The sequence below is a fragment of the Serratia sp. A07 genome, assembly GCF_058725505.1.
The window spans coordinates 174,340-188,537 of the sequence record NZ_JBZXDO010000003.1 but is presented as its reverse complement, the minus strand read 5'-3'; the positions used below and the strand labels follow the sequence as shown (position 1 = coordinate 188,537).

The following is a 14,198-nucleotide window of genomic DNA, read 5'->3' as shown; positions in this document are numbered from 1 at the left end:
TTTACCCCTCCCCTCTGTCGAACTGGCGTCCGCTGACCGTGATGCCTGACTGGCCCGGTTGCCACGCGCTGACGAGCCGATAGCGCCCGTCGTTCAGCGTCAGCTGCAGCTGTGCAATCCAGCGGCTGTCATCGAACTTCAATCGCTCGTCGAGATCGTCGTCATCCAAGGCTTGCAGCGCTTTTTCCTGCGACAAAAACGTCAGCGTCTGCCACCCCTGCGGCGGGCGGGCCGCCAGCAACGTCCGCAGCCGTTCTCCGCCCAGGGCGTTCATCAGCATCGCCCGCAGCAGCGGCAACCGGGCCTCATCCACGGCGTCCGGGTTGATCTGCAATTCAGCATCCGGCGCCGCACAAAGCTGCGGCGCGAGGCGCAGGTATAGCTCACGATCGATACCGGCCAGCTCCCGCAGTTCGCTGATATCCCCCATCAGGTACCCTTCGCCATAAGCCCGGGCGACGATCGCATCGGCAATCGCGCCTGCCTGCGCGTCGGCGATGCCCAGGTTGTTCAGTAACAGCATGAATATCCGCCTCTCTTTATTGGAGGGAACCCCCTCGCTATCTCCGACCTCCGTTGGGCCGGCGGCGCGGATCAGGGCGTTTACGTTGAAACAGGCATCGACCCGGCGCAGGCGTATCGCCACTTCCCCCTCTTCGGTACGCATACTGAACGCCGCCCCAGAGGCTCCCCAAGCCTTGCGCTGCTCTCCTGCCTGCCGCCACCGCTGTTGGGCGTAGCTCTCCCCGCCCAACAGCAGCCATTTCGCCCTCAGCCGATCCTGCTGAGACTGGGTGCGCGCCAGCGAACGCTGCCAGTGGTCATTGATATTGACCGCCACGATCGCCATCAGCGACATCATCAGCAGCACCATCAACAGCGCCATACCGCGTTGTTTTTTCATCATGGCCTCGCCGAGGGCAGCGCGATGATGCGCCGTATTTCCCCTAACGCGGGGGTTTCGACGGTGATCTCCACCGCCTGCGGCAGCAGCCCGCCGGCTCGCCAGGCCGTCAACCATTCGCCTTGCCGGTAAAAACGCAGGCGGAACCGCGTCACCTCAGGCAGCAACAGCACGCTGCGCGCCGTCGCCTGCGGGCTGCTCAAATTCGGGTAACTGAGGCGCTCCAGCCGCCCCTGCCGATGGCGATAGGCCACCCGCTCCTGCGTGGCACGCGGCAGCCGGGCCTGCGGATTCGACCAGCCGCTTCGGATCAGCAACAGCTGAAAATCCACGTCTTCCCCCTCCGCCGTCTGCAGCACCGCGAATTCCGGCGCCGCCGGCCTGCGTTTATCACCGATCGGCGCACGCGCCTGTGCATGAGCAAAATCGCGCTCGACGATCGCCAGCGCCCGTTGCAGCTGGGTCAGCTGCGTCGATTTGCGCTGGGTAATTTCGTCGTTTTTCAGCACGCCCCTGAAGACCGCCAGGGCGGTGAGCGACAGCATGGCGAACAGGGCGATGGCCAGCAGCATTTCCACCAGCGTAAAGCCGCGTTGCAAAGCGCGCTTCATGGCAACCCCCGGTAAGCCTGTAACTCCGCCAGCACGTTGCGATCCTGCGGATCGCGCCTGACTTCGATCGCGATCGCCCGCATTCCGGCGTCGCTGGTCTCCTGCCCACGATAACGCCAGTGCCAGGTCTCACCGGCCATCACCGTGGTGCCCGAATGCCAGGCCAGCGTCGGCGGCTGCGGATCGAGCTGCAGCAGCGTCAGCTGGTTGTCCGCTACCCACAGCGCAACGGTCTTGGCTTCGATCTCGCTCAGGCTACGCACCTGGCCGCCGGTGCTGTTGATCAGCGCCAGGCAACCGATGGCGAAGATCATCAAGGCCACCATCACTTCCAGCAGCGTCATGCCCTGCTGGCGTCTCATTTTCCGCGTCATCGCAACGAATGTCCGTCGTTTCAAATACGAAGTAACCGGGCGCCTGCAATCGCCACAGGCACCGCCCCTGCGACAGCACTACGCTGAACGCCGTGGTTTCGCCCCCCGGATACAGCCACACCTGCGGCGGCCGCGCCGCCGCGTCATCGAGCGCGACGGTTTGCCCTTCAACGCTCAGCCACAGCGCGATGCCGTCCGGCAGGGCGTATGCCTCCCGGCTCGCCTGCCCCGCAGCGGCAACGCTGCGCCAACCGCCGCTGCCGAACGCCACGCCATAACTCACCCCTTCGCGCTCGGCCCGCTCGGCGAGGGCATTCAACCAATGGTTCAGCCGCTCCCCCTGCCGTGCCAACGCTTTCTCATCCGCCGGAAAACTCAGCATCACCAGGCCGCTGGTCACCCCCAGCAGCAGCAATACCAGCATGATCTCCAGCAGCGTAAAGCCGCGTATGCGCCTCATGGCGCGTCGGCGTCGGCCACCCAGTTGCCGATATCGTCATCGGTGTCGGCGATGCCGTCCGGCCCCAGAGAAAACACGTCCAGCTTGCCGTGACGCCCCGGATTACGCAGACGATACTCCTGCCCCCAGGGATCTTGCGGCAACCGGCGGATATAACCGTCTTCGGGATAATTTCTCGGGATCGGCGCCAGCGCCGGCCGGGTCACCAGCGCCGCCAGCCCCTGTTCCGCGCTGGGATAACGCCCGTTGTCCAGCTTGTACATATCCAACGCGTTCTCCAACGCGACGATATCGCTGGCGGCCTTTTGCCGATCGGCCTTCTCCTTGTTTCCCATCAGGCTTGGAATAGTCAGGCTGGCCAACAGCCCCAGAATGACGATCACCACCATGATTTCCAGCAGCGTAAACCCTCGCTGCCGCGACCTGCGCATCTTGCTGATATGACTCACTTTACTCTCCATTAACGGCATGATTAGCCGACCATATTATTGAGCTGCAATATCGGCTGCAGGATGGCCAAAATGATAAACAGCACCGAACCGGCCATCGCGATCACCAATAAAGGCTCAAACAGCCCCAGCGCCAGCGTGACTTGCCGGCCGAAGGCCTCCTGCTGCATCGTCGCCGCCCGTTCGAGCATCATGTCCAGCTCACCGCTGCGCTCGCCGGACATGATCATGTGCCGCATCATCGGTGAGAACAGCGCGGTGCCCTCAAGCGACGGCGACAATCCTTCGCCCTCCCGCACCCGCTCCATCGCCGCCAGCAGCCGTTCGCGGGCGGCATCGTTGCCCAACACGCCGGCGCTGATGCGCATCGCCTCCAGCAACGGCACCGCGCTGGCGTTCAAAATGCTCAGCGTTTTGGCGTAGCGCGCCGTGTTCACCGCCAGCGACAGCTTGCCGACCACCGGCAACCGCAGGATGAACGCATGCCAGCGCACGCGCCGCGCCGGATCCCGCAGGCGATAGCGGAACGCGCCAAGGCCCGTCAGCACCGATATCAGCGCCAACGCCCCCCATCGACGCAGCCCGTCGCTGGCGCCGAGCAGCATCCGGGTCGACAGCGGCAAGGTCTGCTTCATATGCACAAACTGTTCGATCACCTTCGGCACCACCGCCGTCAACAGGATCGCCACCACGCCGATTGCCACCGTCGTCAGCACCATCGGGTACACCAGCGCCTGCACGATTTTGTTCTTCATTTGCTGGCGCTGTTCGACGTAGTCGGCCAGCCGTTCCAGCACCGGCGCCAGATGGCCGGAAATCTCACCGGCGGCCACCATGGCACAATAGAGGCGGTCAAAAATCTGCGGATGCTGACCCAGCGCCTGCGCCAGCGGAAAGCCCTCCAGAATGCGCTGCCGCACCTGAGCCAACGCCGCCTGCAGACCTTTTTTCTCCGTTTGCCGCGCCACCGCCATCAGCGCTTCCTCCAGCGGCAGCGCAGCGGACAGCAGCGTCGCCAGCTGCCGGGTCAACAGCGCCACATCGCCGCTGCTCACGCCGCTCATCCAGCGGCCGGCAAACATGCCGGCGAAAGCGGGCCGCCTGCGCGCTTGCACCGCCAGCACCTGCCACCCCTTTTCACGCAGGCGATCGCGGGCGTGGCGCAGAGAGTCCGCCTCCAACACGCCGCGCTGGGCGCGCCCCTCACGATCGCAGGCGCGATAATCAAACTTCATCGCCGTCCCCTTCGCGCGTCACTCGCAGCACTTCCTCCAGGCTGGTCTCCCCGGCGCGCATTTTGGCGATCCCATCCTGGCGCAGCGGCAGATAGCGTTCGGCGGCCAGTTTCGCGATGTCCAGCTCGCCGTCACCGCGATGGATCGCCATGCGCATCGGTTCATCCAGTACCAACAGTTCGTGCAAGCCGATTCGGCCGTGATATCCCTGCCCGCCGCAGGCCTCGCACCCCAACGGGCGCCAGCAGGTCACCGCCGGCGTCGGGGGCAGCCCCAGCAGGCGCCGCTGCGCGTCAGACAACGCATAAGGCTCGCGGCACTGCGGGCACAGCCGGCGCACCAGGCGCTGCGCCAACACGCCGCTGAGCGAACTCGAAAGCAGAAACGGTTCGACCCCCATGTCCCGCAGCCGGGTCACGGCGCCGATCGCCGTGTTGGTATGCAGGGTCGACAGCACCAAATGCCCGGTCAATGAGGCCTGCACCGCAATCTGCGCCGTTTCGCCGTCGCGGATCTCACCGATCAGCACCACGTCGGGATCCTGACGCAGCAGCGCGCGCAGCCCGCGCGCGAAGGTCATGTCCACCTTGGGATTCACCTGCGTCTGCGCAATGCCGGCCAACTCATACTCGACGGGATCTTCGATCGTCATGATGTTGCGCTGTTCATCGTTGATCTGGCTCAGCAGGGTATAGAGCGTGGTGCTCTTGCCGGAGCCGGTCGGCCCGGTGACCAAAATGATGCCGTGCGGCTGGCGGATCAGGCGCAGCAACGCCTGCTGGTGCGCCGGCGCCATGCCCAGGCTGGGCAGTTCGAGCCGCACGCCCTGTTTGTCCAACAGGCGCATGACCACGCGTTCGCCGTGGCTGGCCGGCATCACCGACACCCGCACGTCAATCGCTCGCCCGCCGACCTTCAGCGCCATGCGCCCATCCTGCGGCACGCGCTTCTCGGCGATATCCAGCTTCGACATCACCTTGATGCGCGACACCAGCAGCGCCGCCAGCTTGCGCTGCGGCGCCAAAATCCGCCGCAGCGCGCCGTCGATGCGAAAGCGGATCACCAGCTCACTCTCGTAGGTTTCGATGTGGATATCGGAGGCGCGTTCTTTGATCGCCTCGCTCAGCAAGGCGTTGATCAGGCGGATAATCGGCGCATCGTCCTGTTCGTCCAACAGGTCTTGCTGCTGCGGCAGCTCCTCGGCCAGCGCGTAAAAATCCAGTTCGCCGCCCAGGTCGTCGATCATTTTCTGCGCCTGGCCGCTTTCCTGCTGGTAGTGCGCCACCAGCCGTTGATCAAAAGCCTCCGCCTCCAGCCGGGCCAGCGCCGGCTCGCCGGGCAGGCAGCGGTAGGCCTCCATCAATGCGGCGTGGCTCGTGTCAGGGTGACAATAAATCTGGATACCGTGCTGCCCGTCAACGGCCAGCACGCCATGCTGGCGCGCCCAGGAAAAAGGCAACAGCGGCCCCGCAGAACGGGGCTTCACGGGCGTGCTCCCCGCGAATAAAACGCGTCGATATTTGCAACGGTGGCGAGAAACGCCCGATTGTCGGGAGCCTTCTTATCGCCGGCGATCTCGCCGCGCAGTGCGTCATTCAGCTCACGATCGTCCTGCTGTTCGGCGTCGAACTTGCCTAACTTGCGTTGGCTCTGCCGGGCATATCCCTCGGTGCTGCGAATGATGGTCGGGCGGATAAACAGCATCAAATTACGCTTGCTCGCTTTGGTGGCGGTCGAGCGAAACAGCGCCCCCACCAGCGGGATCTTGCCCAGGATCGGCACGCTGCTCTCCAGCTCCGAGTTGGACTTGTCCAACAGGCCACCCACCACTACGGTTTCGCCGCTGTCCACCAGCACCGTGTTGTTAACCGTGCGGATATTGAAGGTCGCCCCCAGCGAATCCGGCGTAGCGCCGGCGCTGTCGGCAACGCTGGAGACCTCCTGTTCGATCTGCATCAGCACGGACTGGCCCTGGTTGATCTGCGGTTTGACCTTGAGTTTGATCCCCACCGTCTTGCGCGACACGGTATTGAAGACGTTATCGCTATTGGTGGTTTGCGAACCGGTCAGGATCGGCACATCTTGCCCGACGCTGAATTCCGCCTCGGCGTTATCCAGCGTGACGATGCTCGGCGTGGCCAGGATATTATTTTGGTTGTTGCTGGCGATGGCGGTCAGCAATACGCCCCAGTTACCGCTGTAGAAACCGGTCATCAGGCCGTTGGCCTTGCCGAACACGTCGCTCATGCCGTTTTCGAACCCCGCCGACACCCCGGGCATCTGGCCGGCGAACTGCGTGCCACCACCGTATTTGTTGGCCCACTGCACGCCGATGTTCAGCCCCTGCCCATCCTGCACTTCGACGATCACCGCTTCGACCAGCACCTGCGCGCGGCGCACATCGAGCTTGGCGACCACCGCCTCCAGATCGCGCATCACATCCGGCGCGGCGGTGATGATCAGCGCATTGGTCTGCTCATCAGCCTTGATCACCACATTTTTCAGCAGCGCCACGTTGGCGGCGGCGCTCTCCTTCTCATTTTGCAGGCCCGCACTCACGCCGGTCAGCACCTCGACCAGGCTCTGCGCCTTGGCGTATTTGAGAGGGATAACCTGGGTATTGCCCTGGGTGACGCTCTTGTTATCCAGCTGGTCAATCAGTTCTTTGGCGTGTTCGCGGCTCCGATCATCCCCGGCGATCATCACGCTGTTGGTCCGCTCATCCGCCACCAGCCGCAGCGAGCTCGCGCCGGCCGTGCGCCGTTTGCCCTCTTCGCGAAACAGTTCGTTCACCATGCGCGCGATCTCCGGCGCCGCCGCATGCTTCAGCGCGAGAGTTTCGACCCGATTGCCATCGTCCTGATCCATCTCCCTGACGAGCTCGAGCAGGCCATTGACCACGCTGGCCCGGCCGGTGATCAACAACGCGTTTCCCTGCTCGTAATGCGCCACGCTGCCCACGCCGATGCTGTCGTTGAGCTGGCGCAATATCGGCGAAACGTCTTTGGCCGCGATATTGCGCAGCGGTACCACGCGCATCACCACTTCATCCCCTTCGGCGATCGCCTCGCCGCCGTTTTGTGCCAGCGCGGCTCTTTTTCCCTCTTTGGCGGCGATCACCTTCAAGACGTTATTGGGCATGCCGATGACCGTATAGCCATAGACATCCAGCACGTTGAGAAAGAACTGGTAATACTGCTTCTCGTCGAGCTGTTCATAGCTGCGCACCGTGACCTTACCTTTCACCGCCGGATCGATAATGATGGTTTTGCCCAGGTTTTTACTGACCGTATTGATAAATTCCTGAATGTCCGTGCCTTTGAAATTGGCGGAGAATTGCTCCGCGCGCGCCGCGCCAGCCAGCACAATCATGACGGCCACCGCCGCTAACGCGCGCCATAAGCCGGCGCTCCAGCCTGGGCCGGAACGATAAATAAAATGCGTAATCACAATGTCGCCTTATGCTATAAAACACCCCGCGCCGAAACGGCGCGCCGGCTACTCTTTAAACGTCAGCGTGGCGTAATAGCCGTTTTCATCGAGCAGTATTTTATTTTTCACTATCCGCACGATGACGGCATTGCTGCCGGCCAGACGGTCGCCAACGCCATAACCGGTTTGCTTGCCGCCATGCTCGACGATGACCAGGCTTTTTTTGGCGTTATCGCTGAACAGCAAACCCGCTATCTTGCCAAGCGCAGCGGCTTCCGGTGCGTTAGCCAGCAGCTCGGCACCGATCGCCCATTCGCCGACTTTATACCCGTGCGCCTTTTCGCCGTCTTTCGCCGCTTGATAGCGGCCAAACCAGTGCGCGTCATTAATTTTTCCGATGTCCTCTTCCTGAGGAAAGACAATATGGCGCCCCGGCCCGGGCGCGTTTTCACGGCTCGGCTCAACGGGCGCGCCATCCCCGGCCATCATTCGCCATCCCAGCTGAAGCATGAACGCCAGATTCGTCAGAAAAAAAAGAAGCATAAAAAAATCTATCAACCGTTTGCTCACGGCACCCCCGGTTATTCAACGGCGCCAATGCTAAGCGGAAATACCGACCACCATCGCGACGGAAAACAGCAGCGTGATGACCAGAGCCACTTTATAATTCACGGCGTCCAGCCACGTTCGCCGGCGATTATTAACCGATGACGACGGGCATTCCCCCTGCAAATTAGCGGCCGCACGCTCGCAGGCTTGAAAGCTCAACATCACGCCAAATCGGGGAATGGTCTTGATCACCTCGCCAGGAATACCGTGGCGGGAGAGCAAAGAGCGGCATTGGAATATCATCTGATAATAGTTATTGTCGCTGATGGTCTCATGGTTGCAAAACCAGACAGCGCGAATAATGTCGTTCTTCTTATAAATACCGCTCAACAGGCACAGCATGAAGCGCCGCTGTAATTCGGTCATTTCAATGAGCACATTCTCTTTTTTAAACAGCAGCGTTTTTTCATTGTTGTTTAATATTACCAACTCATTTTCCAACAGAGTCTCGTTCAGGGCAATGTTATGTATGTCCATCTCTCGCCTATCAGTTTAATGAAGTTCAAAGGCCCTCTGTGCCATCACCTTTGCACGCATGCGGCGAGATGCATTTTCAATGAAAATTAATGGTTCGCCGTTTCAAGAGCGGCCTCAATTAATCATGCGAAAAACATTCATGCAACTTATTTCTTTAAAATAAACAATATACAATTAATATGGTCACATCACATTACCTTAGATTCATTAAATCATTTAAAAACATGACGATAGCAGGTTTTATAAAATAGCTAAACCACCATTAAATTTGATTAATGATAAAGAAAATAGACATTCACGCATAATAACCCATGTTATTAGTTGCGTGCTAAAAAGGCAGGAGGCGAGGATGTAAAGGGTAACAGAAATACACCTTAAGCTCACATAAAAAACGAGATAAAAATCAGGATTCGATATTACATAAAAACATCGGCGAGTAGGCATTGCTGAACATCAACGTATTCTTGTCTACGCTGCGAATATGATAAAACGTCGATTCATTGCTGAAAAAGTAAGTATACGCCTCTTCCGGCAAGGTATCGCGCGGTGAATAATTCACCTCACCATAGTGGAAACGATAGAAACTGCCTTGCGAGACATAGCTGAAATTAACCCGTCGGTTGACGAAATACTTCTCTTCACCGTCGTTGGCCAGGCCCGACAAGATCATCACGCCCTTATCGCCCGACAAAAAGATGTAGTTTATTTTTAGCGACAGCTGGATGTCATCGTGTGCCGCCTGCGCGTCCAGCGAATTGAAATAATTGAACGTGGCGTTCGCTTCGCAGGAAAAATCACCGAACTCATGATGGCTGCGAACCAGGGAATACACCACGCTGCCAGTCAACACGCACAGGCCGACCAGCGTGGCTGACAAAATATTTAACTTTTTTTCCATGCCCGGATGTACTCGCTCTCACAATTATGCAAAACGGCCGCACTGTCCTTCGTGCATTTGGCGATAAACTGGCGTCCGCTGTCTTCATTGGCATTATGAGAACGGTTAACCTTGGTAATGACAATCTCACCGGGGCGGCAACGCTGGCCATAAAGATCCTTCCTGACCAAGAACTGCAAATAGTCGTCCTGATGATTCTCCAAAAAATGGCCAGCATAGTAGATCGGGCAGCCGTTTACCGTCCCCACGTAAGACAATACCTGCTTCTTTTCACTGTCGCGATGATGTTTGTAATAGATAAAGCACAGCGCCAGAAAAGATAATGGCACGACGATCGATAAGCTGCGCAGCAGAATAAAAAAATAGTGGTGGGTGTTTTTTGACGTTGCGGTCGGCGCAGCCAAGGGAACCGGGGCATCGGCAAGCGGTGGGGGATCGGGTAAATCAATCCGCAGTCGGTCGATCGGTATTATTCTATTGAGTCTATACCCCTTTTTAGAGAGGGTAACGATCAGGCGTTCATTGAAACCGACAGACGTCAATGCCCGCCGCGTCAGGCTGATATATTGATTCAACGTCGCCGAAGAGGCGCTCAGGCCGTGATCGGTCCACACCTGCTGCAACAGCGTATCCCGGCTCACCGCCTCGTGGCCATGCTCAAGCAAACATTTGAATACTCTAGAATTAACGCTGGATAAGAAAACTTCCCGTCCCTTCTTTATACTCTTCAATGAACCGTTTTCAGTGTTAAATGTAATATCTTTATCAATGATATAAATCATGTTCAGCCTGACAGCGCACACGGGTTATTATTTAAACTTATTCAGCGAGTTCGACGACCGCCGCGAAGCGCGGATAGTTTTTTCGCACAGAGAATAAACAATACTAACGCCATCCCAACAGGCGTGCAACTTTAAGAATTTTCCCTATGCCTGCGCCATTATTTGCCCCACAAATAACGATATAAACGCTATTTTTTTCACCGTCATCGGATCTGTTGGCAACCCTATAGGGGGAGAAGGGCAAAAACGGCGCAGAGGAAAAGACGCTCGCTCGCGGCGTACGAAATGACGCTTGTGCAGCTGTCGACAGGAAGAATAACGGGGAAAAACGTTTTTGCGGGCCGCAAATGGGTGGGGACCCTGCCAGCTACATCCCGGCACACACGTCACCTGCTGCGGCTGCTTCCTTCCGGACCTGACCGAGTTCACAAGTTAGTGTTGCGGGAGAACCAACAGGGCCCCCATTGACGGCTTCTGTACTCCGAAGCGGTGGGCATTATCGGCGATGCCCTATCAAATAGCAAGCCAACCGGGACCAACCGCTGTTTTCTTACCCACCTGCGCTGTGGCACACTCTCCGCCTGGGTTTTGACTCGCGCAGGAACAGCAACATGCAACCAGAAGACGCCTCTTTCAGCCAGCGGGTATTCCACATCGTGGCCGCCATTCCTTACGGCAAAGTCACCACCTACGGCGAAGTTGCCCGGCTGGCCGGTTCACCGCGCGCCGCACGTCAGGTCGGCGGCGTGCTGCGGCGTTTGCCGGAAGGCAGCACGCTGCCCTGGCACCGGGTGATCAACCGCCACGGGCAGATATCGCAGCAGGGGGAGGATTTTCAACGGCAGCGGCAGGCATTGCTGGCGGAGGGGATTATTTTCGGCCCGCATAGCACGGTCGATTTCGATCGCTACGGCTGGCGCTGGTAAAACAAAACAGCCTTTGGCCGAAGCGCAAAGGCTGTTGATTTCATCTTGCTGTACCGCAGTAAGATTACTGCATGGCGGTTGGCGCAGCCTGAATCGGCACACCCTGAACCGGAACCAGCAGCAGATCGGCACGGGTGCCGTTGCGGTTGACCACTTCCTGGATGGTGTCGGTAATAAACATCAGTCGCCCGTTGACCGTCACCGCCGCGCTCAGAATGATACGCGCATTCGGTTGGATGTCGGACGGGTTATACGGCAGCGTAAAGCTGAACGGCGCCTGTTGCCCTTCAGTGCGTACCGCGCGCTGTGCAATCACTTTAGACGGCGCATCCGCCAGCGAGGCGTCAGAGAGGGTGACCGTCAGTACCGCGTCCGGCGGCAGCGCAATGCGCTGACGTATATTAACCGAACCTGTCACCGCCGGGCCCTGAATCTGCGTTTGCGCAGCCGCCGGGTTACCGGCCGCCTGTGTAGGCACATCAGCACTCTTTTGCGCGCATCCTGCCAGCGTGATCGTCAGTGCCGCGGCACCGCCTACGATTTGCCAGAGTTTCATGGATCGGTCTCCTTTTTTATTATCAACATGTTGGTGGCTTTCACCACCGCACCTATTAAACTTAGCACAAAACACTGACAAATCCACTTTGCTCCACCTATTAATCACTTAGCCTGTCCAAAGCGCCCACTATTAAGAGCATTCTCATCGGCCCTATAACGCAAGATGTTGACGCCGCGCCGTGATATTCCGCACACTGCGCAAAATGATTATTAGAAAGGTAACAACTTTATGAGCCAGGCATTGCAAAACCTCCTCGATCTGCTGGATCTGGAGAAAATCGAAGAAGGGCTGTTCCGCGGCCAGAGTGAAGATTTGGGGCTGCGCCAGGTGTTCGGCGGGCAGGTGGTCGGCCAGGCGCTGTACGCCGCCAAGCAGACGGTGCCGGACGAACGCAGCGTGCATTCGTTCCACAGCTACTTCCTGCGCCCGGGCGACAGCAGCAAGCCTATCGTTTACGACGTGGAAACCCTGCGCGACGGCAACAGCTTCAGCGCGCGCCGCGTCAGCGCCATCCAGCACGGTAAACCTATCTTCTATATGACCGCCTCCTTCCAGAGCCCGGAGGCGGGTTTCGAGCACCAGAACCTGATGCCGGACGTGCCGCCGCCGGAAGGGCTTCTGTCCGAATCAGAGATCGCCCAGAAGCTGGCGCATATGCTGCCGGAAAAAGTGCGCGAAAAATTTATCGGCCAAAAGCCGATCGAAATGCGCCCGGTGAAATTCCACAACCCGCTGAAAGGCAGCGTGGAAGAACCGCATCGCTACGTCTGGTTCCGCGCCAACGGCAGCATGCCGGACGATCAACGCATCCACCAATACCTGCTGGGCTACGCGTCGGACTTTAACTTCCTGCCGACCGCGCTGCAGCCGCACGGCGTCGGCTTCCTCGAGCCGGGCATGCAGGTGGCCACCATTGACCACTCCATGTGGTTCCATCGCCCGTTCCGCATGGATGACTGGCTGCTGTACGCGGTGGAGAGCTCCTCCGCCTCCGGCGCACGCGGCTTTGTACGCGGCCAAATCTACACCCGCGACGGCGTACTGGTCGCCACCACCGTGCAGGAAGGGGTGATTCGCCAGCGCGACGCCTGATCTGCAGCATAAAGAAAGGGGCGATGTTTCCATCGCCCCTGTCGGCTTCATCATTATTTTAGTCTTTAGCGCACTGCCCTGCTTCGAGTCTTATTGGTTGTAGGCGCTCTCGCCGTGGCTGTTGACGTCCAGCCCCTCGCGTTCCTGCTCTTCCGGTACTCTCAGGCCCACCATCGCGCCCGCAATCTTGAAAGCGATAAAGGCGACGACGCTCGACCACACCAGCGTGATCAGCACGCTCACCAGCTGGATCCAGACCTGATGGCCCATCGTCACCCCTTCGGCGTAGCCGGTGCCGCCCAGTGAAGAGGCGGTGAACACGCCGGTCAGCAGGCAGCCGACGATGCCGCACACCCCGTGCACGCCGAACACGTCGCAGGTGTCGTCCACCTTCAGCCATTTTTTCAGCGTCACGACACCCCACAGGCCGGCGACGCCGCCCACCAGGCCAATGATCAACGCCCCGCCCACGCCCACGGTGCCCGCCGCCGGCGTCACCGCAACCAACCCGGCGATCATGCCGGAGCAGGCGCCCAGCAGCGAAGGCTTGCCGCGCAGCACCCATTCGGCGAATGTCCAGGAGAGAATGGCGCCCGCGGTGGCGACCACGGTATTGAGGAATGCCAGGGCCGCAATGCCGTTGGCCGCGCTGGCGGAGCCGGCGTTAAAGCCGAACCAGCCGATATACAGGATGGACGCTCCGGTAAACACCATCGGCAGGTTGTGCGGTTTGAAGGCCTCTTTACCGAAGCCGGCGCGCTTGCCGATCAGGTAGGCACCAATCAGCCCGGCGCTGGCGGCGTTGATGTGCACTACGGTGCCGCCGGCGAAGTCCAATGCGCCATCGGTGGCCAGGTAGCCGCCGCCCCACACCATGTGCGCGATCGGCAGATAAGACAGCGTGAACCACACAATCGCGAAGATCAGCACCGCCGAGAAGCGAATGCGTTCGGCGAAGCCGCCCACCACCAGCGCGACGGTGATACAGGCGAAGGACGCCTGGAAGGCGACGTGGATCATCTGGCTGATGCTGCCGGTGACGCTGTCGATGCCGATGCCTTTCAGCATCGCCGTTTCAAACCCGCCAAATACCGCATTGCCCTCGCTGAACGCCAGGCTGTAGCCATACAGCACCCACAGCACGCAGACCAGCGCGAAGGTGACGGTGACCTGCGTCAGCATCGACAGCACGTTTTTGCCGCGCAGCAGGCCGCCGTAAAACAGCGCGATGCCCGGCAGCGTCATGAACAGCACCAACGCGGTGCAGATCATCATAAAGGCGTTGTCGGCCTTATCAGCGACCGCCGGGGCGGCCAGGGCCAAAGAAGGAACCAGGGTTACCGAACTCAGGCCCAACATGGATAACAGTCTTTTCATTATCAATCCATCC

16 protein-coding genes and 1 other RNA gene are annotated in these 14,198 nt (G+C 59.4%); 2 read left to right on the top strand and 15 right to left on the bottom strand.

All coding sequences use genetic code 11. From position 1 onward, the window contains the following. Position 1: 1 nt before the first annotated feature. The 13 genes from gspK to ffs all read right to left on the bottom strand — a co-directional run bounded on the left by gspK (position 2) and on the right by ffs (position 10,686). Complete coding sequence (gene gspK, locus AC4PR2_RS04610) at positions 2–907, bottom strand: type II secretion system minor pseudopilin GspK (RefSeq protein ID WP_228011772.1); 906 nt, start codon at positions 905–907, stop codon at positions 2–4. After that, a complete protein-coding gene (gene gspJ, locus AC4PR2_RS04605) occupies positions 904–1,515 on the bottom strand; it encodes a type II secretion system minor pseudopilin GspJ (protein WP_060440570.1) in 612 nt (203 codons plus the stop codon). The genes gspK and gspJ overlap by 4 nt, the downstream gene beginning before the upstream one ends. Further along, entirely contained in the window at positions 1,512–1,859 is a 348-nt protein-coding gene (gene gspI, locus AC4PR2_RS04600; RefSeq protein ID WP_047728681.1) for a type II secretion system minor pseudopilin GspI, read from the bottom strand. Before gspI ends, gspJ begins: the two co-directional genes overlap by 4 nt. Further along, positions 1,771–2,349 carry a prepilin-type N-terminal cleavage/methylation domain-containing protein gene (locus tag AC4PR2_RS04595; protein ID WP_072265458.1) on the bottom strand — a complete coding sequence of 193 codons (579 nt, stop codon included), beginning with the start codon at positions 2,347–2,349 and terminating at the stop codon, positions 1,771–1,773. Before AC4PR2_RS04595 ends, gspI begins: the two co-directional genes overlap by 89 nt. Beyond that, positions 2,346–2,780: a type II secretion system major pseudopilin GspG gene (gspG, locus tag AC4PR2_RS04590; protein WP_047730782.1), complete on the bottom strand. Its 435-nt coding sequence runs from the start codon at positions 2,778–2,780 to the stop codon at positions 2,346–2,348. The genes AC4PR2_RS04595 and gspG overlap by 4 nt, the downstream gene beginning before the upstream one ends. Positions 2,781–2,821: 41 nt before the next feature. After that, entirely contained in the window at positions 2,822–4,033 is a 1,212-nt protein-coding gene (gene gspF, locus AC4PR2_RS04585) for a type II secretion system inner membrane protein GspF (RefSeq protein ID WP_060423402.1), read from the bottom strand. Then, positions 4,023–5,519, bottom strand: coding sequence for a type II secretion system ATPase GspE (gene gspE / locus AC4PR2_RS04580; protein ID WP_060440571.1), 1,497 nt, complete (start codon positions 5,517–5,519; stop codon positions 4,023–4,025). Before gspE ends, gspF begins: the two co-directional genes overlap by 11 nt. Continuing rightward, positions 5,516–7,405 carry a type II secretion system secretin GspD gene (gene gspD, locus AC4PR2_RS04575; RefSeq protein ID WP_330113565.1) on the bottom strand — a complete coding sequence of 630 codons (1,890 nt, stop codon included), beginning with the start codon at positions 7,403–7,405 and terminating at the stop codon, positions 5,516–5,518. The genes gspE and gspD overlap by 4 nt, the downstream gene beginning before the upstream one ends. A gap of 126 nt (positions 7,406–7,531) precedes the next feature. Then, positions 7,532–8,035, bottom strand: coding sequence for a type II secretion system protein N (locus AC4PR2_RS04570; RefSeq protein WP_072265459.1), 504 nt, complete (start codon positions 8,033–8,035; stop codon positions 7,532–7,534). Positions 8,036–8,065: 30 nt separating this feature from the next. Continuing rightward, complete coding sequence (locus tag AC4PR2_RS04565) at positions 8,066–8,551, bottom strand: winged helix-turn-helix domain-containing protein (RefSeq protein WP_141958125.1); 486 nt, start codon at positions 8,549–8,551, stop codon at positions 8,066–8,068. A gap of 403 nt (positions 8,552–8,954) precedes the next feature. After that, on the bottom strand, positions 8,955–9,449 hold the full coding sequence (locus tag AC4PR2_RS04560; RefSeq protein WP_492174920.1) for a FidL-like protein: 495 nt from the start codon (positions 9,447–9,449) through the stop codon (positions 8,955–8,957). Further along, positions 9,434–10,231 carry a winged helix-turn-helix domain-containing protein gene (locus tag AC4PR2_RS04555; RefSeq protein WP_060423389.1) on the bottom strand — a complete coding sequence of 266 codons (798 nt, stop codon included), beginning with the start codon at positions 10,229–10,231 and terminating at the stop codon, positions 9,434–9,436. The genes AC4PR2_RS04560 and AC4PR2_RS04555 overlap by 16 nt, the downstream gene beginning before the upstream one ends. 358 nt (positions 10,232–10,589) lie before the next feature. Further along, positions 10,590–10,686: signal recognition particle sRNA small type (ffs, locus tag AC4PR2_RS04550), an RNA gene on the bottom strand. A gap of 156 nt (positions 10,687–10,842) precedes the next feature. On the opposite strand from ffs, the gene AC4PR2_RS04545 reads away from it, so the two are divergent. Then, positions 10,843–11,157, top strand: a complete 315-nt coding sequence (locus AC4PR2_RS04545) for an MGMT family protein (protein ID WP_033642088.1) — start codon at positions 10,843–10,845, stop codon at positions 11,155–11,157. A gap of 64 nt (positions 11,158–11,221) precedes the next feature. Here AC4PR2_RS04545 and AC4PR2_RS04540 read toward each other — a convergent pair whose 3' ends face one another. After that, positions 11,222–11,713, bottom strand: coding sequence for a YbaY family lipoprotein (locus AC4PR2_RS04540; RefSeq protein ID WP_016928846.1), 492 nt, complete (start codon positions 11,711–11,713; stop codon positions 11,222–11,224). Between the two features lie 231 nt (positions 11,714–11,944). Between AC4PR2_RS04540 and tesB the strand changes: the two genes are divergently transcribed. Continuing rightward, positions 11,945–12,808, top strand: a complete 864-nt coding sequence (gene tesB, locus AC4PR2_RS04535; protein WP_004940320.1) for an acyl-CoA thioesterase II — start codon at positions 11,945–11,947, stop codon at positions 12,806–12,808. Between the two features lie 90 nt (positions 12,809–12,898). On the opposite strand, the gene amtB is transcribed toward tesB, so the two are convergent. Further along, on the bottom strand, positions 12,899–14,185 hold the full coding sequence (gene amtB, locus AC4PR2_RS04530; RefSeq protein WP_084826745.1) for an ammonium transporter AmtB: 1,287 nt from the start codon (positions 14,183–14,185) through the stop codon (positions 12,899–12,901). Positions 14,186–14,198 lie beyond the last annotated feature (13 nt).